General features: G+C 65.0%; 17 protein-coding genes. 10 read left to right on the top strand and 7 right to left on the bottom strand.

Annotated elements, in window-relative coordinates; translation table 11 throughout:
• Positions 1–70: 70 nt before the first annotated feature.
• Complete coding sequence (locus QZY01_RS01165; protein WP_294532398.1) at positions 71–7306, bottom strand: hypothetical protein; 7236 nt, start codon at positions 7304–7306, stop codon at positions 71–73.
• Positions 7307–7648: 342 nt separating this feature from the next.
• Here QZY01_RS01165 and QZY01_RS01160 point away from each other — a divergent pair, with 342 nt between their 5' ends.
• Positions 7649–8044 carry an Hpt domain-containing protein gene (locus QZY01_RS01160; protein ID WP_294532395.1) on the top strand — a complete coding sequence of 132 codons (396 nt, stop codon included), beginning with the start codon at positions 7649–7651 and terminating at the stop codon, positions 8042–8044.
• A gap of 88 nt (positions 8045–8132) precedes the next feature.
• On the opposite strand, the gene pcaD is transcribed toward QZY01_RS01160, so the two are convergent.
• From pcaD to map, 3 genes are read right to left on the bottom strand one after another with little or no spacing between them, the layout of a single operon-like run.
• On the bottom strand, positions 8133–8915 hold the full coding sequence (gene pcaD / locus QZY01_RS01155) for a 3-oxoadipate enol-lactonase (protein ID WP_294532394.1): 783 nt from the start codon (positions 8913–8915) through the stop codon (positions 8133–8135).
• A gap of 12 nt (positions 8916–8927) precedes the next feature.
• Entirely contained in the window at positions 8928–9620 is a 693-nt protein-coding gene (radC, locus tag QZY01_RS01150) for a DNA repair protein RadC (RefSeq protein ID WP_294532391.1), read from the bottom strand.
• Positions 9617–10447: a type I methionyl aminopeptidase gene (map, locus tag QZY01_RS01145; RefSeq protein ID WP_294532389.1), complete on the bottom strand. Its 831-nt coding sequence runs from the start codon at positions 10445–10447 to the stop codon at positions 9617–9619. Before map ends, radC begins: the two co-directional genes overlap by 4 nt.
• A gap of 228 nt (positions 10448–10675) precedes the next feature.
• Between map and QZY01_RS01140 the strand changes: the two genes are divergently transcribed.
• Both QZY01_RS01140 and QZY01_RS01135 read left to right on the top strand, forming a co-directional pair.
• Positions 10676–11545, top strand: a complete 870-nt coding sequence (locus QZY01_RS01140) for an FkbM family methyltransferase (RefSeq protein ID WP_294532386.1) — start codon at positions 10676–10678, stop codon at positions 11543–11545.
• Positions 11542–12288, top strand: coding sequence for a molybdopterin-binding protein (locus QZY01_RS01135; protein ID WP_294532384.1), 747 nt, complete (start codon positions 11542–11544; stop codon positions 12286–12288). The genes QZY01_RS01140 and QZY01_RS01135 overlap by 4 nt, the downstream gene beginning before the upstream one ends.
• Positions 12289–12356: 68 nt before the next feature.
• On the opposite strand, the gene QZY01_RS01130 is transcribed toward QZY01_RS01135, so the two are convergent.
• Positions 12357–13850 carry a mechanosensitive ion channel domain-containing protein gene (locus QZY01_RS01130; RefSeq protein WP_294532381.1) on the bottom strand — a complete coding sequence of 498 codons (1494 nt, stop codon included), beginning with the start codon at positions 13848–13850 and terminating at the stop codon, positions 12357–12359.
• A 148-nt stretch (positions 13851–13998) separates the two neighbouring features.
• Positions 13999–14760: an amino acid ABC transporter ATP-binding protein gene (locus tag QZY01_RS01125; RefSeq protein WP_294532378.1), complete on the bottom strand. Its 762-nt coding sequence runs from the start codon at positions 14758–14760 to the stop codon at positions 13999–14001.
• Positions 14761–14933: 173 nt separating this feature from the next.
• Here QZY01_RS01125 and QZY01_RS01120 point away from each other — a divergent pair, with 173 nt between their 5' ends.
• The 7 genes from QZY01_RS01120 (at position 14934) to QZY01_RS01090 (ending at position 22738) form a co-directional block, all read left to right on the top strand.
• On the top strand, positions 14934–15809 hold the full coding sequence (locus QZY01_RS01120; protein WP_294532376.1) for an aldose 1-epimerase family protein: 876 nt from the start codon (positions 14934–14936) through the stop codon (positions 15807–15809).
• A 22-nt stretch (positions 15810–15831) separates the two neighbouring features.
• Entirely contained in the window at positions 15832–17043 is a 1212-nt protein-coding gene (locus tag QZY01_RS01115; RefSeq protein WP_294532373.1) for an MFS transporter, read from the top strand.
• 69 nt (positions 17044–17112) lie between these two features.
• Positions 17113–18036 carry a bifunctional methylenetetrahydrofolate dehydrogenase/methenyltetrahydrofolate cyclohydrolase FolD gene (folD, locus tag QZY01_RS01110; protein WP_294532370.1) on the top strand — a complete coding sequence of 308 codons (924 nt, stop codon included), beginning with the start codon at positions 17113–17115 and terminating at the stop codon, positions 18034–18036.
• Between the two features lie 167 nt (positions 18037–18203).
• The gene (locus tag QZY01_RS01105) at positions 18204–18683 is read left to right on the top strand and encodes a cupin domain-containing protein (protein ID WP_294532367.1); all 480 of its coding nucleotides are present in this window, start codon (positions 18204–18206) and stop codon (positions 18681–18683) included.
• 260 nt (positions 18684–18943) lie between these two features.
• Positions 18944–20581, top strand: a complete 1638-nt coding sequence (locus QZY01_RS01100) for an acyl-CoA synthetase (protein ID WP_294532364.1) — start codon at positions 18944–18946, stop codon at positions 20579–20581.
• 37 nt (positions 20582–20618) lie between these two features.
• Positions 20619–22406: an acyl-CoA dehydrogenase gene (locus QZY01_RS01095; RefSeq protein ID WP_294532361.1), complete on the top strand. Its 1788-nt coding sequence runs from the start codon at positions 20619–20621 to the stop codon at positions 22404–22406.
• A gap of 107 nt (positions 22407–22513) precedes the next feature.
• Positions 22514–22738 (top strand): DUF6489 family protein, encoded by a 225-nt coding sequence (locus tag QZY01_RS01090; RefSeq protein ID WP_294532358.1) that lies wholly within the window; start codon positions 22514–22516, stop codon positions 22736–22738.
• Between the two features lie 185 nt (positions 22739–22923).
• Here the strand turns inward: QZY01_RS01090 and QZY01_RS01085 are convergent.
• The coding region (locus QZY01_RS01085) for a M23 family metallopeptidase (RefSeq protein WP_294532355.1) at positions 22924–23449 on the bottom strand (526 nt) is incomplete at its 5' end.

The raw sequence follows: 23449 nt of genomic DNA, 5'->3' as shown, positions 1-23449 counted from the left end.
CCCGGATTTCTCCGGGCGTTCTGCTCATTCAACGTCGGCCGCTCAACCAAGCCGAACTAAGGTCGGCCGCTCAACCAAGTCGTCCAGAGGCATGGGCGAGCAGGGTGTAGACCTTGCCGGTCTCCGAGAGGAGATAGGCGCGGGTCAGGGAGCCATCGCGATCCTCGCGGTCGATCTCCATCAGCAGCCGTTCGAATTCCTGCAAATAGCGATCGACGGTCTGGCGGAAATCGGCGTCGGCGCCATAGCGGCGGCGGACATCGTCGAAACTCTTCAAGCCCTGGGAGGTATAGAGCCGGCGGTCGAAGGCGGCGCCTTCGCCGCGACGATAGCCGTCCCAGGCGTCGACGAGGGCGTTTTCATCGAATACCCGGGCGATGTCGGCAGACAGATTCTCCAGCGGGTCGCCGGAGGAGCCGCGCCGCGCCGGTTGCTCGTCGAGCGAGGCGCGGGCGAGCAGGTCGCTCATCCAGCCGCCGCCGCGTTCGCTTGACGACGGCGCCGGCGCTCGCGGCGCGGTCGGGCGCAGGTCGAAGCGCGATTCGCCAAAGGTCTCCTGACGCGTTTCTTGACGCTTGTCTTCACGCGCGGCCTGACGCGGCGGTTCGCGACGCGGCGCGAGCCGTTGCTCCGGCAGTCTTTCGTGGATCGCGCCAAAATCCTGCGCGGGGATGGTGGCGGTGTCCCGCGCGGGGATCGCGGCCGAATCCCTCGCCGGGATTGCAGGTTCGGGCCGGACCGGGATCGCGGGTTTGGGCTGGGTCGCCGGTTCGGAGATGTCATGTGCGCGTTCCGAACGGGCGACCAGATCGGTCAATTCGCTAAGCGCCTTGATCTGGTCGGCGACAACGCGGCGCATGGCGGCGGTCTGTTCGCCGGCCTCGCGCGGCAGTTCCAGCGCGCCGCGCCGCAATTCCTGCCGCGTGGCTTCCAGTTCGCGCTGGATTTCGCCGGTCATGGCGCGCAGTTCGCCCGAGACCGCCTTGTAGCGGTCGGCCGCCTGCTGGAACGTCCGGTTCATCTCGCCGAGATTCTGCTCATAGACGGCGGCGATTTCCGTCGCCGCCCGCGCGCCTTCGCGCTCGGCGCTCTGACGCAGTTCCTCGTATTGGCCAGTGAGTGCGCCGGCGGTGGCCGTCGAGGACTCCGCGAGGAAGGCGCCGACCTCGCGCGCCCGGATTTCGGCCTGCGACAAGGTGCGTCCGATCGCACCGCCGAAATTCTCCAGCCGGCTTTCGAACTCGCTCTGGCGCTGCTGCGCTTCGTCGAACAGGCGCTGCATCGTCTGGAGCCGCGCTTCGAGCGCCTCGTCGATTGACGCCTGGGCCGTCGCCAGCGTGTTGAGACGCTCCTCCAGCGTCTGATCAATGGATTTCTGCGTCGCCGACATTTCGCGCAGGCTGGCTTCGAGAACCCGGTTCTGGCCGCCGATGGAGCGCGCCGTCTCGCTGGCGAGGCGCACACTTTCCTGTCCCGACGAATCGAGCCGGTCCAATTCGCCGCGCAGCGCTTCGACGGCGCCGGCAAAAGCTTCGATCTTCGGCGCGAAGGAGCCGTCGAGCCGACCGAAATCGGCTTCGGCGGCCTGCATCAGCTCGATCAGCGAGGCATGGGTCTGCGACAGGCCGTCGATCAGGCCGCCGACCTCCCGCCGGAGCTGGAGATTGACGTCGGTCAGCCGCGTCACCGAGCCGGCGGCGCTCTCATCGAGCGCCTGGCTCAACGAGGCGCTCGACCCGGCGATCGCCGTTTCGAGCGTCTGGGTAGCGCGATCGAGATTCTCCCGCATTTCGCGGTCGGAACGCTCCAGCGTCGCGCCGATCTCGGTCTGGCGCCGGCGCAACTCTTCGAGCATTTCCCCGGAACGATTGGATAGGGCGCTGACGGCGCTTTCGCTGAAGGAGACGATCTGCGACACCACTTCGCCGCCGCGCGTTCCCAACAATTCGATCAGCTTTAGGCCGCGCGTATCGAACCATTCGTTGAGTTCGGAGGCGCGGGCGTGCAATTCGTCGGTCAGCGCCCGGCCGCGTCCATCGACGGTGGCCTCGATCTGGCCGATGCGGCGATCCAGTTCCTCGCCGACCACGCCAAGGCGGCCAACCACCTTCTGCTCGAACAGATCGATATGGCCGCCGAGACTGGCGGCGATTTCACTGGCGCGGCCGCCGAGCGTGGAATCGATCTCGTGGGCTTTCGACGACAATTCCGCGCTGAGCTCGGTGGAGCGGGCGAGGATGATGGCGTCGAGTTCATGCGCTTTGGCGTCGAGCGTGCTGCCGACTTCGCCGAGGCGACCGAATACCTTCTGCTCGAACAGGTCGATATGGCCGCCGAGACTGGCGGCGATTTCATTGGTGCGGCCGCCGAGCGTCGAATCGATCTCACGGGCCTTCGACGACAATTCCGCGCTGAGCTCGGTGGAGCGGGCGAGGAAGATGGCGTCGAGTTCGTTCGCTTTGAGGTCGAGCGTGCGGCCGACCTCGCCGAGGCGACCGAATACTTTCTGCTCGAACAGCTCGATATGGCCGCCAAGACTGGCGGCGATTTCACTGGCGCGCCCGCCAAGGGTGGAATCGATCTCATGGGTCTTGGACGACAATTCCTCGGTCAGCGCGGTGGAGCGCGCTAGGATAATCGCATCGAGTTCGCGCGCCTTGGCGTCGAGCGCGCGGCCGACTTCGCGGCCGCCTTCGCCCAGCACCTTGGCTATGTCGATGGCGCGTCCCGCCAGCGCATCGTTGAGCTGGTCCGAGCGCAAGGCCAGGCCGGTATGGGCCTTGCCGATAAGTCCGTCGATGGTCTCGAAAATTTCCTGCGACTTATCGGTGGTTTGCGCGGCGAAGCGGTCGAGCTGTCCGCCGAGGAGATCGGCGATGGTCCGGGCCCGTTCGCCGAGGCGCGCGTCGAGCGCCGAACCATGCACGTCGATGGTCGCCTCGATCGCCGCCAGCCGTCCGCCGATGGTCTCGGCGAGGGCGTCGGCCTGCGCGCCGATGCGGTCCGTGACGCCGCCGCCGAGTTCGGCGATGGCGGCTTCAAAGCCGCGCAGATTCTGCGTCAGTGTCTCGCGAAGGACTTCCGTCTGCGCCTGAATATGGTCGGCGGAGCTTTCGCCGCCGCCGCGCATCAGTTGTTCGAGCGCCGCGAGTTGGGCGACGAAATCGGCGTTGAACCTTTCGGCATGCTGCGCCAGCTTGGCCCGCGCCTCGGCGATGCCGAGCGCCAACTGGGTCTCGAAAGCATGGAGACTGACGGAAATCTGCTGGGTGAGCCGCTCGGCGTGCTGGCCGATGGAGTTGGAGGTTTCGTCGCCGCCGCGTGTCAGCGTCGCCTCGAAGGCGTCGAGACGCCGGGCGAGGGTTTCGTTGACGCGGTCGCCATGCATGCCGACGGCGGCGACGGCTTCCGAGGCGACCTGGGCGAAGCGCTTTTGGGTCTCTCCGACGCGCTGGGCAACCTGGGCGGCGGCTTCGCCCGTTCGGGCGGCAAACTGGTCGGCGGAGGCGGCGAAATTGCGGTCGATCGTCGCCGTCTGCGCTAGCAGGCCGCTAAGAGCCGACTGGGTAGCCGCCTCGAACTGCGCCTGCGTCGCGGCGATATTGCCGCCGACGGTCTCGCCGACCAGCCGGCCGATCTCTTCGATCGACTGGCGCAGGGTCCGCGTCCGCGCTTCGGCGCCGCCGACGGTCTCCTCGGTGATCCGAACGAAATCCTGGCGGAAGGCCTCGCCTTCGCCGGCAAGCGCGGCGATATGCTCCCGGGAACGGCTTTGCAGGGCGGCAATCGACGATTCGGCGGTCGCCTCGAATCGCGCCTGGGTGGCGGCGACCGTTTCGCTCAGCGTCGCGCCGACTGTTCGGCTGGCCGCTTCGAGCGACAGGCGCAGGGATTCCGCGCGCGCCTCGGCCTGACCCACCGTTTCCTCGGTGATCCGGGCGAAATTCTCGTGGAAGGCCTCGCCGTGGCTGGCAAGGGCATCGATCTGTTCCCGCGATTTGCCTTGCAGCGCCGCGAGCGAGGCGTCGGTTGCGGCCTCGAACCGCGCCTGCGTGGCGGCGACGGTCTCGCTCAGCGTCTCGCCGACCGTCCGGCTGGCCGCTTCGAGCGACAGTCGCAGGGTCTTCGCGCGAGCTTCCGCCTGGCTTACCGTTTCCTCGGTGATCCGGGCGAAATTCTCGTGGAAGGCCTCGCCATGGCCGGCGAGGGCGTCGATCTGTTCCTGCGATTTGCCTTGCAGCGCCGCGAGTGAAGCGTCGGCGGCGGCTTCGAACCGCGCCTGCGTGGCGGCGACGGTCTCGCTCAGCGTCTCGCCCACAGTCCGGCTGGCGGCTTCGAGCGCCTGCCGCAGGGCGTTCGCGCGCGTTTCCGCCTGGTTCGCCGTTTCCTGAGCGATCCGGGCGAAATTCTCGTGGAAGGCCTCGCCATGGCCGGCGAGGGCGTCGATCTGCTCCTGCGATCTGCTTTGCAGCGCCGCGAGCGACGCGTCGGTTGCGGTCTCGAACCGCGCCTGCGTGGCGGCGACGGTCTCGCTCAGCGTCTCGCCCACAGTCCGGCTGGCCGCTTCGAGCGACAGGCGCAGGGTCTTCGCGCGAGCTTCCGCCTGGCTCACCGTTTCTTCGGTAAGGCGCGCGAAATTCTCATGGAAGGCATCGCCATGGCCGGCGAGGGCGTCGATCTGGTCCTGCGCTTTGGCGTGAAGGGCCGCCAGCGTCGCCTCGGCCGCCGTCTCGAATTGCGCCTGGGTTGCGGCCACGGTCTGGCTCAGCGCCTCGCCCACCGCGTGGCTGGTCGCTTCGAGCGATTCGCGCATGCCATCGGTCCGCGTCCGGGCCTGACCGACGGTTTCCTCTGTCAGGCGGGCGAATTGGCTCTGGAAGGCCTCGCCTTGTTCGGCGAGGGCGGCGATCTGCTGCTGCGCTTTGGTCTCCATTGCGGCGACGGTCGTCTCGGCGACGGTCTCGAACCGCGCCTGCGTGCTGGCCACGGTCTCGCTGAGCGCGTCTCCTACGGCATTTCCGGCGGCTTCCAGCGAAATCTGCAAAGCCTGCGTCCGGGTGGCGGCCAGTTCGGCGGTTTCGTGCGCCAGCCGGGCGAAATTCTGCTGGAACGCTTCGGTATGACCGACCAGAGCCGAGAGCTGGTCCTGCGTCACGGCGGCGACCATATGTTCCAGACGCTCGCCGTGGACGCCGACGGCGTCGACGGTCAGTTGCGCCGTCTGGGCGAACTGCTCCTGGAACGCGCCGGTATGGCCGACGAGCGCGGCCAGCGTTTCCTGCGTCGCCGAGCCGACGGTCTGCTTCAGATGTTCGAAGTTTCGCGAGAAAGACTGCTCGATGCGGGCGGTCTGCGCCTCCAGCGTTTCGACGGTCGCGCCCGAAAGGACGTCGAACCTGTGCCGCAGGTTCTCGGTCTTGTCCTCGATCGCGGCGAGAGCGGCATGGGTCGAAATTTCGATGGTTCCGCGCAGGGCGTCGCCCGCTTCCCGCACCGAATCGCCAGCCCCGCGCAGCGTTTCGCCAGCCGCCCGCAACGCCTCGGTCTGTCCGGCGACGCCTTCGATGGCCTCGGCGGCGGTGCGCGCGAAGGCCTCGTTGAAGGCCTCGGTGTGGCCGGCCAGCGCCGCAAGGGTTTCTTCCGCCGCCAGGTGGAAGTTCTCGCGCAGCGCATCGGTCTGGCCAGCGACGCTTTCGACCGCTTGCAGGCTGACGCTGGCGAAGGTCTGGCCGACGCTCTCGGCATGGGCGCCGAAGTCCTCGACGGCGCGCCGCGCCGTTTCGCCGACATGATTTTGCAGGGCTTCGGCCTGGGCGCTCATGTCCCGGAGTGCGGCCTGCGTCGCCTGCGCGAAATGCTCGGCCGAGCGCGCGCGCTGCGCATCGAGGGTCTGCGAGAAGGCTTCGCCAGAGGCGCCCAGAAGGTTCTGCGCCGCTTGCGTTTCCCCGCGCAGGCGCTGGGCGAGATCCTCTCCGACCGAGGCCAGAGACTGGCTCAGGGCAGGGCCATGGACCGCGACGATTTCATGCAGCCGCTCGGTCTGACCGGCAATGCGGCCGGTCAGTTCGTCGCCTTGCTGTCCGATGGTTTGGCCAATGCGCTGGCCCGCGTCGCGAAGATTCTGCGCCAATTGGTTCGACTGGCCGTCAATCTGTTCGAGGAATGAACTGGCGAAGGCGCGCAAGCGTCCGTCGACATCGCCGGCGCGCTCCTCGATCCGCCGCGAGGCCTCGCCGCCGGTGGCGTCGAAACGGCCCAGCAAGGCTTCGGCGCGGCTTTCGATCTGTTGCAGCAAGGCATCGCCGGTCCGGGCGAAGGCCTGCTCGATGGCGCCGCTCTTTTCCTCAAGCTGGCTCGCGAGGCGTTCGCCGGTGGCGTCGAGCAGCCCGGTCAGTTGCCGGGTCGCGGCGTCCAACTCGCCGGAAACGGAATTTTGGGCGTCGGTCAGCGCCGCAGAAACCCGGTTTGCATTGAGCACGATGGATTCGCGTTCGCTCGCCAATTCGCTGAGCAGCAGCCGGATGCGGCGCTCGTTTTCGCCATGGGTGCGCTCCAGCGAGGCGACTTCGGCGCGAACCATGGTGTCGAGTTCGCTGGCGCGGGCCAGCGCCCGCTCGATGCCGTCGCCCATCGAGGCGACCTCGCGGCGGATCGCCTGGCTCAGGGTGACGACCTGTTCGGTGGCGATGGTCTCGGGTTCGGCGAGCCTGATCGCCACTTCCGCCATCGAGCGGGCGGTCAGCCGCATTTCCTGGGCGCGGCGGGCGACCGAGCCCATCGCGAGGAAGAAGATCACCGGACCGATCAGAGCGAAGGCGGAAATGGCGGCTGCCGGGCTGAACAGCGAGCCGGAAAAGGCCGCGCCATGGGTGAACAGGAAATAGCCGATCCACAGGCCGGTCCAGGCGGCGGCGGCGATGATCGCGCCGGTCATGGCGGTGGAATCGGGGCGCGCCTGCAGACTCTGCAGGATCTGGCCAACCGAGGGGCGGTCGTCGTTGGCCGGGAAGGCGTTCGGGGTCAGGGGCGAGCGCGGCGCTTCCGGGTCGCGCGGGCGCACGGCGCCCGAAAGTTCGTCGGCGGCGATTTCGGGCAGGCGCGGCGTTGGCGGCTCATTATCGGGGCGCGTCGTCGGCAAATGGAATTCGAGTTTGGGGCCTTCGCCGGTCTCGGCGGAGGTTTCCGCTGGCGTTTCGTTGGGCGTTTCGGCGTTTGCCGCTTCCGGCTCGACATGCAGCCGAAGCGCGTCCTCGATCGCCGACAAAGCGGCGGCCGCGGGATCCTGAGCCTTGCTCGGTGTGGACATGACCAAATCGCCCTTTTGACTTTACCAACGTCGTGACGCGACCTTACGCGTCGCGTCGGTGGTTCACCGCCAGTCGCATTAAGAGGCAGTTAACCAAGACACACTTTACGCTGGCGCCGCCGCGAAGAAAACAGCCGCCGGGGCGGCTTTTGCCAACGTCGTTAACGGAGTTTTTTCCATGTTGCTAAAATTTTCGGAAAATATCGGAAAATGAGGGGTTTCGTCCATTTTTTTGGGCGAAGTTGGGCAGCGCGGTTTCGTCCGGATTTTTCAATTTCGCAACCACAGGTCGCCGCCCTTCGGCGTGAAACCGCTCCAAATCCACGCCGACAGGAGAAAACCTTGGCCCCCGCCCAGCGTATTCCCGGTTTCGATTCCGCTTCCACCGCCAGCGGGGACGGCGCTGGCGCATGCCCGATCGATCTTGTCCATCTGGCGCGCCAGACCATGGGCGACAGCGCGCTGGAAAGCGAATTGCTGGCGCTGTTCGACCATCAGGCGGGGCGGATCGCCGAGCAACTCGGCCGCGCCGATGCGGACGCGGCGAAGTTTTCGCGAGCCGACCTGGCGCACAAGCTCAAAGGCTCGGCGCGCGCCGTCGGCGCCCATGAAGTCGCGGCGGCGGCGGAAAATTACGAATATTGCGCGGGCAAGGGCATTTTGCGCGACAGCGACACGCATAGGCTGATCGAGGCGGTGGCGCGGGTCCGGGCGGCGTTGCGAGAGATGGCGGGGTGAACGAAGAAGGACTTCGACTTTACGTCACAAGAAGCGGTCGGCATTTTCCGCTCTCCGAAGATCGGCGCGAAATAGCGAAATCGATATTTTAGCCTGCCAGAAACACCGTCACCGCCTCCAAAAAAGCCTCCTCGGCCTCGACGCTGGACAGATGCGCCGCCTTGAGCCGGACCAGCCGTGAATCGCTCAAACTCTTCGCCAGAGCGACGCCGAGTTCGGGTGGCGTCGAAGCGTCGGATTCGCCGACAATCACCAGAACCGGGCGGGGCGGCGCTGCGCGGATCGCGTCGCGCAGATCCGTGTCGCGCAGGGCCGAGCAGCAGGCGGCGTAGCCGAGCGGATCGCTGGCGAGCAGCATGTGCTCGATTTTTCGCGCGACGTCGGGCCGGTCATTGCGGAAACCTTCCGTCAGCCAGCGCTGTGCGACGGAGGGCGCGAGTTTCGTCATGCCTTTTTCGCGCGCCGAGCGGATGCGGGCGTTCCAGCCGGCGGCGGACGGGAAATAAGACGCCGTATTGGCCAGCACGATTTTGTCGAGCCTTTCGGGCGCGTGAATCATCAGCCATTGGCCGATGGCGCCGCCCATCGACTGGCCGAGAAAATGCGCCCGCTTGACGCCGAGCGCGTCCATCGTCGCGCAGACGTCGCCGCCGAAATCGGCAAGCGCATAGGGCCCGGCAGGACTCCGCGACCGGCCATGGCCGCGCAAGTCGAGGCGGACGAGAAAGAATTTTTCGGCCAGCGCCGGCGCGATGTCGTCCCAGACTTGCAGATTGGCGCCGAGCGGATGGGCGAGGATCAGCGCCGGCGCGCGCCTCTCGCCCGCGAGCGAGACGTTCAGCTTTAACCCTTCGATCCCCCAATCGACCATGGCTGTTTCCCGTCAGAATAGTTTCAGCGCGCGCATCGATGCATGGCCGTTGCGGCCGATGATCAGATGATCGTGCACATTGATGCCGAGCGGCTTGGCGAGGGAGGCGATATTCTGCGTCATCACGACATCGGCCGAGGAGGGAGTAGGGTCGCCGGAAGGGTGATTGTGGACGAGAATGACCGCGCTCGCATTGAGTTCCAGCGCGCGGCGAATGATTTCGCGCGGATAGACCGGCGTATGGTCCACCGTGCCGCGCCCCTGCACCTCGTCGGCGAGCAGGCCGTTTTTCTTGTCGAGAAAGATCACCCGAAATTCCTCGGTGTCGAGAAAGGCCATGGCGCCCCGGCAATAATCGAGCACCTGCGTGAAAGCGCCGAGCGTCAGTCGCTTGCGCATGGTTTCCTTCGACAGCAGACGCGCCGCCGCCTCGACGATCTTCAGCTCGGTGACCGCCGAATCGCCGATGAACTCCACTTCCTTGAGCCGCGCCGCCGGGGCGGCGATCACCTCGCCGAAAGTACCGAATTTCTTGAGCAGCATTTTGGCGATCGGCTTGACGTCGCGGCGCGGAATGGCGCGAAACAGCAACAATTCCAGCACTTCGTAATCCGCCAGAGCCTCGGACCCGCCCGCCAGAAATCGCTCGCGCAGCCGCTCGCGATGGCCGGCGTTCAGCGATTCCTTTGGTGCGTCGTCCTTCATTCCGCCTTGCCATAGGGCGGGCAATGCAGGCCGCGCGGCGAGAGGGTGAAGATTTCGGCGCCCGTCGCGGTGACGCCCAGCGCATGTTCGAACTGCGCCGAAAGCGAACGGTCGCGGGTCACGGCGGTCCAGCCGTCGGCCAGAATCTTCACCTGCGGCTTGCCGAGATTGATCATCGGCTCGATGGTGAAGAACATGCCTTCCTTGAGGGTCACGCCCTGGCCCTTGTGGCCGTAATGCAGGATGTTGGGCTCGTCGTGGAACAATTTGCCGATGCCGTGGCCGCAGAATTCGCGCACCACCGAACAGCGCTCGGATTCGGCGTAGATCTGGATGGCGTAGCCGATGTCGCCGGTGGTGGCGCCGGGCTTGACCGCCGCAATGCCGCGCCGCAGCGCTTCATAGGTGACTTCGCACAGCCGCTGCGCGCGGCGCGCGACTTCGCCGATGAAATACATGCGGCTCGAATCGCCGTGCCAGCCGTCGACGATATAGGTCACGTCGAGATTGACGATGTCGCCGTCGCGCAATGGCTTGCTGTCGGGAATGCCATGGCACACGACATGGTTGATCGAGGTGCAGATCGACTTGCGATAGCCGCGATAATCGAGCGGCGCCGGATAGGCGCCATTATCCATGCCGAATTCATAGGCCAGCCGGTCCAGCGCTTCGGTGGCGACGCCTGGCTGCGCGGCTTGCGTCAACAGGTCGAGCGCTTCGGCGGCGATGCGCCCGGCCTTCCTCATGCCGGCGAAAGCTTCCGGCCCGTGCAGTCTGATCTGGCCGTTCTTGCGGACGGGCGAGGCTTCGGCTTCGATAAAAGTCATTTTTTCCATTTCGCTTGATGCAGTCCGCCGCCGACGGGAAAAATGGGTCCGGAAAACGGTGCAAAGACCATGCGCCAGGCGCCGGCGCAAGCTCCTTCGATCGCCAGATTTAGCCCAAACCGGGCGACGCGCAAGGGTTCGGGCGATAAAACTTGGCTGCATCGACATGGCTCGTCAAATTGGCCCGTCAACTTGGAGCTTGGGGCTGCGGCTGCTAGAACGCGGATCATGCGCGCACGAGCGGCCAATGATCTTTCCCCCTTCGGCCAGCATCAGCCGCATGGCGCGCTGCGCCGTCTGCTCCAATTCACCCAGAACGCCGGGATGCACTGGCTTGGGCAGCGCGCGGCGCTGCTGGTGCGCGGTGTCGGCCTGCGGCGGCTGCGCTCCCGGCCGGTCGATGTCACGGTCGAAACCCTGCGCGCCCGGATGCGGCTTTATCCCTTCAACAACGCCTGCGAAAAGCGGCTGCTGTTCACGCCGCAACTCGCCGACCGTGAGGAAAGGCGGTTTCTGGCCGCCCGAATCACGCCGGACATGACGTTTCTCGATCTCGGCGCCGGCGTCGGGGCTACCAGCCTGTTCGTGGCGCTGCGCGCCGGGCCGCGCGCCAAAATACTCGCGGTCGAGCCGCAGCCGATGCTCTACGAGCGCCTGGTCTACAATCTGCGGCAGAATCCGGCGGCGACCGTCAAGGCGATGGACTGCGCCGTCGCCGACTCGGAAAACGACGTGACCCTGTTCATCAATCCCTATGATCTCGCCGAAACCTCGATGCGCATCGTCAATGTCGAGGGCGGCGGCGGCTCGGCGCGGGTTCCCGCCTATGCGCTGGCGACGCTCGTGCGCGAGGAAGGGTTCGGGCGCATCGACGCGATGAAACTCGATGTCGAAGGCGCGGAGGATCTGGTGCTGGAGCCTTTTCTGAGCTTTGAGCCGGAAACGCTCTGGCCGCGCGCGCTGATCCTCGCCTATTCGCCGGGGAAATGGGACGTCGATCTCTGCGCCATGCTGGAAGAACGCGGCTATGTCCGCGTGCTGCGCACCCGCGTCTATGTCATTTATGAACGCTCCGAGGACCAAGGTCTAACCCCATGAGCGAAAAACAGGTCACCGCCGCCGTGCTGGTCATCGGCGACGAAATCCTCTCCGGCCGCACCCGAGATACCAACAGCGGCCATATCGCCCATTATCTCGCGCAGATTGGCTTGGAGACACGGGAAATCCGCGTCGTTCCCGACGTGGAGGAGGAGATCGTCGCAGCGGTCAACGCCTTGCGGTCGCGTTACGACTATGTCTTCACCACCGGCGGCATCGGCCCGACCCACGACGACATTACCGCCGACGGCGTCGCCAAGGCTTTTGGCGTCGGCATTTCCGAAGATCCGCGCGCGTTGGCGCTGCTGCTGGAGCGCATCGCTCCGCAAGACCTCAACGAGGCGCGCCGCCGCATGGCGCGTATTCCCGATGGCGCGGAACTCGTCGCCAATCCGATTTCCCGGGCGCCCGGCTTCTGGATCGGCAATGTCATCGTCATGGCCGGCGTGCCGGCGATCATGCAGGCCATGCTCGAAGATGTTGCGCCGAAACTGGCAAGGGGGGTGAAAATCCTGTCCGAAACCCTCGATGCGCACGGACTGCCCGAAGGCGCCTATGCCGACGCTCTCTCGGCGCTGGCGAAAGCCCTGCCGGACGTATCGATAGGCTCCTATCCGCAACTGTCAGATGGCCGCTTCAAGAACCAGATTGTCTTGCGCGCGAAAGACGCGCGGGCCCTGGCGGCGGCGGTCGCAAAAACGCTCGAAATGCTCGCGGAGATTTCGGCGCGGCACAGCCTGTGAAGCAACGGGTCTGATTTCCCCCCGCCCGATCAGGCGGGAGGAGCCTGCCTTGTCGCCGAGACCTTGCGTTACGCCGCCGAGGGCTTTGAAGCCGTCTCGCCGGGGTTTTTGGAGACGCCTGTCGTCCGGTTGACGATGACGTTCTTCCAGATGTTATCGTTGGGAACGATGTTCTGGAGTCCTTCTTCCGTCAGGATGGTCGTGCTGAAGATATTGACTCCGACGACCTTGCCCTTGATGCCGCCGGCTTCGACCTCGTCGCCGATGTCGAACGGCTTGAACACCATGATCAGGAGGCCGCTGGCGAAATTGCTGAGCGTGCCCTGCAGGGCGAACGCGACGACAAAGCCGGCGGCGCCGATCACCGCCAGCAGGGGCGCCAGATTGACTTCAAGCGCCGACAGGCCCAGCAGAACGCCGATGGCGAGGATGATCCGTCCCGAGCTTGAAACGAGGAAGTCGGCGAGAAGCTGCGAAGAATGCAGCCGGCCACTGCCCAAAGCCCGGCGCAGGAGCCCGCGAACGATCCGGGCGACGACAATCGATCCCAGAATATAGGCGAGGAAGGTCGCCAGATTGCGCGCCCAGCGGAGGCCGCCCTCATCGGCGGTAAGCCAGGCCGAGACCCGCGCCCAGGTCGCGGCCCGATCCGAGACGTCGATCTTGATCCCGCCGATCGACGCCACATAGAGACGATAGGTCTTGGGGTCGCCGCCCTTGAGCTCCCAATTGTCGAGCACGAGCTTCAGGCGATCGAGCAGGGCGGTGCGCTCGCTCGTCAGCTGTGTGCTGTAATCGACCAGTTGCACCTTGGCGTCGGCCTTGGCGGCAGAGGCTTCCTCGGTCTTCTCGACCAGTTTTTCCGCCTTTTTTGAAGCATCGACGACGGCGGCGGGAGCAGTGGCGGGCGCCGCCGGGGCGGCCTTGGCCAGCGCCTTGGCCTGTTCGGCGGTCGCGGCTTCCTTCTGGGCCGCCGCGACGACATTCCCGGCCTTCGCGTCGCTCGCGGGCGCGGTCGCAGGCGATGCTGCGGCTGGTTTCGCCGTCGCCCCCGCGATCGCCTCGGCCTTTTTTTCCTCCTTGGCGGTTTCGCTGCTCGTGGCTTCGACCGTCTTGGCGAGAGCCTTTTGCGCTTCCGCGACCTTTTCGGAGGCCGCGCCGCCGGCGCCGCCGGTCGCCTTCGCGTTCGCCGTGGCCTTGGCCAATTGCCCCGCCGCCGCCTTTTGTTTTTCCAGCAGGGCGATTTCGCGGTTCTTGCGATGGACGCTCAATTCGGCCAGCGTGATTTCGCGTTCCTTGGCGCGCAAAAGATCGAACCAGCCTTTCGCTTCGGTCTCGACCTCGTCCTTCGACAATGGGGCGAGCAGGAGTTCGAGGTCGTCGAGTGAAATCGCGGGATCCTTGGTGGTGAGCGGCCCCGGCGGAGCCGGCGCGGGCGCCGTCTGGGCAGCCGGGGCGGCGCTATCGGCGGCGGCGGGCCATGAGCCCAGTCCGACGCCAAGCGCCAGTGAAAGCCAGATCGTGGCCAGGAATCGTCTGGCCTGCTGGTCGCAAATCGACATGTAGTATCCCCCTCCGCCATTTGGATGCGGAATCCGGGCGCCGTGGGCGGCGCTTCCTCGACCTATTCCTAAGAAAAAAACTCCGGTTAGGCAATCCGCGCGACGGTCGCCGCATCGGTCGCCCTTCCGCAACGCTAAGTCCGCGTCTTCAATGCAGGATCTGCTTGAGAAAAGTCTTCGCCCGTTCGTGTTGCGGGTTGGAGAAAAAAGCCTCGGGGGCGTTCATTTCGACAATCTGGCCCTGATCCATGAAAATCACCCGGTCGGCGACCTGGCGGGCGAAACCCATTTCATGGGTCACCACCATCATGGTCATGCCGTCGCGCGCCAGAAGCTCCATCGTGTCCAGCACTTCCTTGACCATTTCCGGATCGAGCGCCGAGGTCGGTTCGTCGAACAGCATGATTTTCGGCTTCATGCACAAGGCGCGGGCGATGGCGACGCGCTGCTGCTGGCCGCCGGAAAGATGGCCCGGAAATTTGTCGGCCTGATCGGCGATGCGCACCCTTTGCAGGAAATGCATGGCCTGGGCCTGCGCCTCGGCTTTCGGCGTCTTGCGCGCCCAGATCGGGGCGAGCGTGCAATTATCGAGCACGCTCAGGTGCGGAAACAGGTTGAAATGCTGGAACACCATGCCGACTTCGCGCCGCACTTCCTCGATGCTCTTGAGTTCGTCGGTCAGTTCGACGCCATCGACAATGATTTTTCCGGCCTGATGCGCCTCCAACCGGTTGATGCAGCGGATCAAAGTCGATTTTCCTGAGCCCGAAGGCCCGCACAGCACGATTTTTTCGCCCTTGACCACTTCGAGATCGATGTCGCGCAGCACATGAAAGGCGCCATACCATTTATTGACGCCGATCATGCGAATCGCCGGGCAGGTCTCGGCTTCGGGCGAAGGGACGGTCATGCGGCAGGACTCCGGGGCGGCGGATTCTTTCGCGCGCCGCCTTGTGTCCGCTCGTGGCGGCGACGCAAAGCAAGGCGGGCGGCGCGAAAATCGCGCGTGACGGCATTCTATAGCAAATGGCCTTTCGGCCAAATGACGGTCGGATCGCGGCTTCAAGTTCGGGCAGGCGGGCAATGGACGAATTCATCGAAATCTCCTCGGGCGATGCGGTCGCGCGCATCGCCCGGCGCGGCGCCGAACTCAAAAGCTGGAAAATCGCCGGCAGGGAATTGATCTGGCCGGGCGATGTGATGTTTTGGGCGGAGTCGGCGCCGATTTTGTTTCCCGTCGTCGGATGGACGCGGGACGGCATTATCATCGAGGGCCGGCGCTATCCCCTCGGCCTGCATGGTTTTGCGCGCGGGCAGGATTTCGTTGTCGCCGAAGAGGCGGGGGACCGCGCGGTGTTCCGCCTCGCGGCCAATCCAACGACGCGGGCGCTCTACCCGTTCGAGTTCGCGCTAGAACTAATTATATCCATACAAAACAATAAATTAAACATCGTTATTAATGTCGTCAATGAAGACAATAATCTCCTGCCTTTCGCCTGCGGCCTGCATCCGGGGTTCAACTGGCCTTTGCCGGGGGCGACCGGGCCGCATTTCGTGCGCTTCGACCGGGAGGAGCATCCCAAAATTCCGCTGATTACGCCGGGCGGCCTGTTTTCTCCCGAAACCCGGGAGATTCCGCTGCACGGCCGCGAGTTGCCGCTGACGCCTTCGCTGTTCGAGGAAGCCCTGTGTTTCCTCGACGCGCGCAGTTCCGGCCTCGATTTTTTCGCCCGCGACGATTTCGGCGCGGCAAGACCGCTGTTACGCATGGAGCTGGAAAACTTCCCCCATATCGCCCTGTGGTCGCGGCCCGGCGCCGCTTTCCTGTGTCTCGAAGCCTGGACCGGTCATGGCGACCCGGAAGGATTTGCCGGCGATATTTTTGCAAAGCCTTCCATGCGCAACCTTGGCCCGGGCGAAAGCGCGCGCTGCGCCGCCACATTCATCTGGAACGGCTGACGCCCAGCTGATAGACAGCCACATGAATGTTTCGACAGGCGCTGCGCAGAAAAATCTCTATCTTTTCCTTGGCGCGCGCGGGCTGGGCGCCTTTGCCGCGCAAATGCTCGATGTCGCCCTGGGCTGGCATGTCTATGCGGCGACCGGCAGCGCGCTCAGTCTCGGCCTGATCGGCCTGGCGCAATTCCTGCCGCTGATCGTCCTGCTGATCTGGAGCGGCCACGTCGCGGACCGGTTCGACCGACGCAAGATATCCGCCTATGCCGCTCTGGGTCAGGCCGGAGCCTCGCTGGCGATTTTTGGCGTCGCCACGATGGATGCGCCGATCTGGCTGATTTACCCCGCTTTGCTGGCGCTCGGATCGGCGCGCGCCTTCGCCGGCCCGGCCAATGCCGCGCTGTTGCCGGAAATCGTCGAAAAAGAACGGTTTCCGCGCGCCGTCGCCCTGTCCGCGACCATGTTCCAGGCGGCGACCATCGCCGGGCCGGCGCTGGGCGGCCTGCTGTTCGCCGTGGCGGGCGTAAAAGTGTTCCTGCTCTGTGCGCTGCTGGCGGTGGCGGCCGCCCCGCTGGCGCTGGCGATCCGCCGTCCTGACGCTTCCGCGGGGCGCGCCGCCGCCGACCCGGTCGAGACGAGCCCGCTGGCGGGATTGCGCTATGTCTGGTCGAACAAGCTGGTTCTCGGCGCCATCTCGCTCGATCTGTTCGCTGTCCTGCTTGGCGGCGTGACCGCGCTTTTGCCCATTTACGCGCGCGACATTCTGCAAGTCGGGCCGGTGGGCCTCGGCATTTTGCGGGCGGGACCGGCAATGGGCGCGATTCTGGTCGGGCTGACGCTCGCCGCCTTTCCGCTTCGCCGGCGGGTCGGCCTGAAAATGCTCGCCTGCGTCGCCGGCTATGGCGTGGCGACCATCGTTTTCGCCTTGTCGACTTCCTTTGCCCTGTCGCTGGCGGCGCTGGCGGCGCTCGGGGCCTTCGACGTCGTCAGCATGGTGGTGCGCCAGACCCTGGTGCAGATGGCGACGCCCAATGAAATGCGCGGGCGGGTTTCGGCGGTCAATTTCCTGTTCATCGGCGCTTCGAACCAACTCGGCGAATTCGAATCCGGTCTCGCCGCCGCGCTGCTTGGCGCGGTCGGCGCGGCGTTGCTGGGCGGTTTCGGCGCGCTGGCGGTGGTGGCGATCTGGGCCGTGGCCTTCCCGAATTTGCGCAAGGCCGATGCGATGGGGACTTAACAATTTCGCCAAGCTCTGCGAAAAGCCGGGCTCCGCCAAGAAAATTAAGCGACCCGCTGGATTGCCGCCATGACCTCATCCATCGTAAAGCCGTCCGGCAAACAGGCGCTGCTGATCGACGGCAAGGCCGCCTCGGCGGTCGCGATCGAGCGCGTGGCGCGCGAGGCCGCGTCGCTCCCTTTCAAACCCGGTCTTGCGGTGGTTCTGGTCGGCGAAGACCCGGCCAGCCAGGTCTATGTCAAATCCAAGGGCAAGGCCGCCCAGGCCTGTGGCTTTCATTCGGTGCAGCATGACCTGCCGGCGACGACGGGCGAGCCGGAGCTGATCGCGCTGGTGCGCCGCCTCAACGCCGATCCCGCGATTCACGGCATATTGGTGCAATTGCCGTTGCCGGTGGGTATCGATACGCAAAAAGTTCTGCTGACCGTTGCGCCGGAAAAGGATGTCGATGGGTTCCATCCGGTCAATGTCGGTCTGCTGGCGACCGGCGCCGTCGAGCGCGCCCTGATTCCCTGCACGCCGGCGGGCGCGCTGCTGCTGATCGAGGAAGCGGCGAGGTTTCTGGGCCGCGATCTCGCCGGCGCCGAGGCGGTGATCGTCGGGCGCTCCAACATCGTCGGCAAGCCGATGGCGAACCTGCTGCTGGCGCAAAACGCCACCGTCACCATCGCCCATTCGCGCACCCGCGATCTGCCCGCCGTGGCGCGCCGCGCCGATATTCTGGTCGCCGCCGTGGGAAAGCCGGAAATGATCCGGGGCGACTGGATCAAGCCGGGCGCGCTGGTGATCGATGTCGGCATCAACCGCGTTCCGGCGCAGGGCCTGAACGCCGAGGGGCAGAGAAAAACCCGGCTGGTCGGCGATGTCGCCTTTGACGAGGCGCTCGATGTCGCGGGCGCGATCACTCCGGTTCCGGGCGGCGTCGGGCCGATGACCATCGCCATGCTGATGTCCAACACTTTGCGCGCGGCCAAGCTCGCGCGCGGAGGTTAGAATGCGGTGGGAGATTTGAGTTTCACCGAACGCGCTCCGCCAGGACTGGGTGTTTTCCGAACCTTCCCGCTTTCGGAGGATGACGCGATAAATTCATCGCGGTGAGCGATGAATTACCGAGGGCGATGCGGGACTGCGCAGCGCCGGCAAACTGGAGGAGATCAGCCATGAGCGGAGCCGCCGAGAGGATCAAGGACATCGGGCCACAGCCGCAATCGTTCGACATCGAACGCGCGACGAAGGACAACGCCAATTACCGTTCGGTCGCCTGGAGTGGGCGCTACCTGCAAGTGACGCTGATGTCGATCCCGGTTGGAGGCGATATCGGACTTGAAGCGCATCCGGAAACCGATCAATTCCTGCGACTCGACGCCGGCAGCGGCCGGGTTCAGATGGGACCCGCGAAAGACCAGCTGACTTTCGAAAAAGAAGTCGCGGACGGCTGGTGCGTCCTCGTTCCGGCGGGGACCTGGCACAACATCACCAATATCGGCGCGACGCCGATGCAGGTCTACGCCATCTATGCGCCCGCCCATCACAAGCCCGACAAGGTGCAGGCGACAATCGCCGTGGCCGAAGCCGACAAGGACGACGAACCGGCGGCCTGGTCGGTGCAGCCAATACACGCGCCCGACAAACACGGGTGACCGAATTGGCCCGGTCGAACGCAAGCGCGTCGCCCGACAGGCCGGCTTGTCGAAAATTTTCGGCGATCGGTCGCCGGATGCCTGGTTTCTCCTTATATTCAGCGCCGGCCCGTGCGCCGGCGCCGGCGCGGAAGTCTCTGCAATATGAACGCGGTTCTTTGCCTTCCGGCTAGTTGGAGGGCGCCGGCAAATTGGCTAATCTCCGCGCCAACGCCGCTCCGGCATTGCGCGCGAGGGCAACGATAAAAAGAGGGAAAACCATGGGAAAGGCCTATCTGTCCGGTCTCGATCGCAACAAAGCCAATTTCGCCGCTTTGACCCCGCTGAGCTTTCTGTCCCGCGCGGCGGACGTGTTCCCTCACAGGACCTCGATCGTCTATGGCGACCGACGCTATAACTGGGGGCAGACTTTCGAGCGCTGCCGCCGCATCGCCTCGGCCCTCCAGAAAAGGGGAATCGGCAAGGGCGACACGGTCGCGGCGATCCTGCCCAATATTCCGGAAATGCTGGAATTGCATTTTGCCGTCCCGATGAGCGGCGGCGTGCTCAACACGCTCAACACCCGCCTCGACGCCGAAGCCATCGCCTTCATGCTCGATCACGGCGAGGCGAAAGTCCTGTTCACCGACCGCGAATTCACCCGCATCGTCGAAAAGGCGCTCACGCTGCTGAAGGGGCCAAAGCCGTTGGTCGTCGATATCGACGATTCGCTGTTCGAGGGCGGCCGCCTGCTCGGCGAAATCGACTATGAGGCGCTGCTCGCCGAGGGCGACGCCGATTTCGAGAGCCTGCCGCCCGACGACGAATGGGACGCCATCGCCCTCAATTACACGTCGGGCACCACCGGCAATCCCAAGGGCGTGGTCTATCATCATCGCGGCGCCTATCTGAACGCCATCAACAATATCGTCAGCTGGGGCATGCCGCCGCATTCGGTCTATTTGTGGACCCTGCCGATGTTCCATTGCAACGGCTGGTGTTTTCCCTGGACGGTCGCGGCCAATGCGGGGGTGAACGTCTGCCTGCGCCGGATCGATCCCAAATCGGTGTTCGACCTGATCCGGGCCGAAAAGGTTTCGCATTTCTGCGGCGCGCCGATCGTCCATGGCATGTTGATCAACGCCGATCCGGCGATCCAGTCGGGGATTTCACATCAGGTTTCGGCGCTGATCGCCGGCGCCGCGCCGCCGGCCTCGATCATCGAGGGCATGGAGCGGCTGGGCATCTCGATCACCCATGTCTATGGCCTGACCGAGACCTATGGCCCGGCCTCGGTCTGTTCCAAGCAGGGCGAATGGGAGAGCGAGAGCCTTGCCAGACGCGCCGAACTGAACGCGCGGCAGGGCGTGCGCTCGCTGCTGCAGGAAGGCATCGACGTGATCGACACGACCCATTTCACGCCCGTGCCGCATGACGGCCAGACGATGGGCGAGATCGTGTTTCGCGGCAATATCGTGATGAAGGGCTATCTCAAGAACGAGCGCGCGACGCAGGAATGCTTTGCCGGCGGCTGGTTCCGCACCGGCGATCTCGCGGTGATCGACCCGGACGGCTATATCAAGATCAAGGACCGCTCAAAGGACGTGATCATCTCCGGGGGAGAGAATATTTCCTCCATCGAGGTCGAGGACGTGCTCTATCGCCACAAGGACGTGCTGGCGGCGGCGGTCGTGGCGGCGCCCGACGAGAAATGGGGCGAGGTTCCTTGCGCGTTCCTGGAATTGCGCGAGGGCGCCCATCCCTCGCAGGAAGAGTTTCTGGAATTCTGCCGCGCCCACATGGCGCGATTCAAGGTGCCCAAGAAATTCATTTTCGGCCCGCTGCCGAAAACCTCCACGGGCAAGATCCAGAAATTCATCCTGCGCGAAGCCGCGCGCGCGACCGACGCCATCGGCTGATTTGGCCCGCGCTGCATTTTAAAATTGGAAGTCCGTCATGACCGCTTATTCCGCGCCGATTCGCGACATGCTCTTCACCTTGCGTTCGGTCGGTGATTTCGACCGGGTCGCCGCCTTGCCCGGCAATGAGGATATCTCCGCAGATCTGGTCGGCGCCATTTTCGAGGAGGCGGGCAAATTCGCCGGCGAAGTGCTGGCGCCGCTGAACCAGCCCGGCGACGTCGCCGGCTGTCAATGCAAGGACGGCGCAGTGACGACGCCGGACGGAGTCAAGCAGGCTTTCGCCGCTTTCTGCGACAAGGGCTGGCACGCCATGCCGGCCAAGGCGGAATATGGCGGCATGAGCCTGCCGACTCTGGTCTCGACGCCGGTGATGGAAATGTGGAAAGCCTCGAACATGGCCTTTTCGCTATGCCAGATGCTGACCATCGGCGCCATTTCGGCCATCGATCATCATGGCTCGGAGGCGCAGAAGGCTCTCTACCTGCCGAAAATGGTTGCGGGAACCTGGACCGGTACGATGAACCTGACCGAGCCGCAGGCCGGCTCCGATCTCGCCGCCGTGCATGCGCACGCCGTGCCCGACGGCGACGCCTACCGCATCACCGGCACGAAAATCTTCATCACCTGGGGCGAGCACGACGTCGCCGAAAACATCATTCATCTGGTGCTGGCGCGCCTTGCCGGCGCCCCTCCGGGCGTGAAAGGCATTTCGCTGTTCATCGCGCCCAAATTCCTGGTCAATCCCGACGGATCGCTCGGCGCCCGCAACGACCTCGTCTGCGCCTCCATCGAGCACAAGCTCGGCATCCACGCCAGTCCAACGGCGGTGATGTCCTTCGGCGAAAACGGCGGCGCGCACGCCACTCTGGTCGGCGAGCCCAATCGCGGCCTCGAATATATGTTCACCATGATGAACCACGCCCGGCTCAACGTCGGGCTGGAAGGCGTGGCCATTTCGGAACGGGCCTATCAGCAGGCGCTTGCCTACGCCTTCGACCGCGTCCAGGGCCGCCCCATCGGAGAGGCGGCGGGCAAGCCGATCGCCTATCATCCCGACGTCAAGCGCATGCTGCTCGACATGAAATCGCGCGTCGAGGCGATGCGGGCGCTGGCCTATTACACCGCGAGCCAAATGGATGTCGCCCGCCAGTCGGCCGACGACGGCGAGGCCAAAAAGGCTCAGGCGCGCGTCGACCTGCTGATCCCGGTGGTCAAGGGCTGGTGCACCGAGAATTCGGTCGGCGTCGCCTCGACCGGCATCCAGGTGCATGGCGGCATGGGGTTCATCGAGGAGACTGGCGCGGCCCAGCATTTCCGCGACGCCCGCATCACCACGATCTACGAGGGAACCACCGCGATCCAGGCCAATGATCTGATCGGGCGGAAAATCGTCCGCGACGGCGGCGCTGCGGCGCGCGAGCTGATCGTCGACATCGAGGCGACGGTCGCCGCCAGCGCCGGGGCGGCGGAAGTCGCCGCCCTCGCCGGGGCGCTGGGGGGGCCGATGGTCCATTTCGCCGATTCCGTCTCCTGGATTCTCGATCATAACGGGGCCGCGCCGGCGCGCACCGCCGCCGCCGCCGTGCCGATGCTGCATCTGACCGGGATCGTCGCCGGCTACTGGCTGTTGGTGAAACAGGCCGGGCTTGCCGCGCAAATGCTGGCGGCAGGCGAGGGCGACGCCGATTTCCTCAAGGGGAAACTGGTCTATGCGCGCTTTTTCGCCAAACACGTCCTTCCAGGCGTCGAAGCGCTTTACCGCGCGATCAGCGAAGGCTCCGAGGCGGTCGAAGACTTCGATCCGGCGCTGCTCGCAAGCTGAAGCTTTGGTCGTTAACTAATTATTAACAAAGTAATGGCTTTCCGCCCGCGCAGGCTTATGGTTTCCTAGGATGTTGCGTTTGTTGTCTGCTTCCTGAGGTCGCTCCGATGAAAATAACGGTCAATGTCGACTGTACGCCGGCCGAGGCGCGCGCTTTCATGGGCTTGCCGGATTTCGAACCCATGCAAAAACGCGCGATGGAGGAGCTTGAAAAACAAATGATGGAGTCGCTGGAACGCTATTCGCCAGAGGCTTTGCTCAAGACCTGGTTGACGCCGGGCGCGCTTAACGCCGACTGGCTCCACGAATTGTTGCGCCAGGGACGGAAATAAATATCGGCGAATAAACAAGCACGATAAACCTGAGCACGGCCATTTCCTTTATTCATTTGAGCGCGAAACCTTTGCAATGGTCGCAGCCCCACGACCTGCGACGAAAATGCGGCCGTAAGAAAGATACGACTTACGCGCATGCGCCAGCCGGTCTCCGAGCGAAAGAATTGCCGCAATCACCCCGGTCATGGCGCGGAATTCAAGAGGCGTCCGGCGCGAAGATAACGCGCGGGATCGACGGCTGCGCCGTCCACCCGCACTTCATAATGCAGATGTGGGCCCGTCGAGCGTCCGGTCGAGCCGATTTCGCCGAGAAACGCGCCGGCCTCGACCCATTGGCCGTCATCGACCGCGATTTGCGACAAATGGCCATAGCGGGTGGCGAGGCCCGCGCCATGGTCGATCTCGACCAGATTGCCATAGCCGCCGGACGGACCGGCGACGACGACGCGTCCGGCGGCGGTGGCGCGCACGAGATCGCCGATGTCGCCGCGCAAGTCCACGCCGCTATGCAGCGCCGGACGGCCGAGGAAGGGATCGGTGCGGAATCCGAAGCTCGACGTCACGTCGAGCGGGCCGGTCATGGGCTGGCGCACGGGCGCATGGGGCAGGGCGCGGCGCAGGCCGTCGACCAAAGCGAGGCTTTGACTGACGCTGGCGAAGGCGTGCTCGAATGCGTCCGCTTCCAGCGTCGATTGCGATTCAGATCGG

Origin of the sequence: uncultured Rhodoblastus sp., assembly GCF_903903185.1 — a bacterium.
In the GTDB taxonomy this organism is placed as follows: Bacteria; Pseudomonadota; Alphaproteobacteria; order Rhizobiales; family Beijerinckiaceae; genus Rhodoblastus.
The sequence above is the reverse complement of the archived record's forward strand: the minus strand, read 5'-3'. Positions and strand labels throughout refer to the sequence as shown.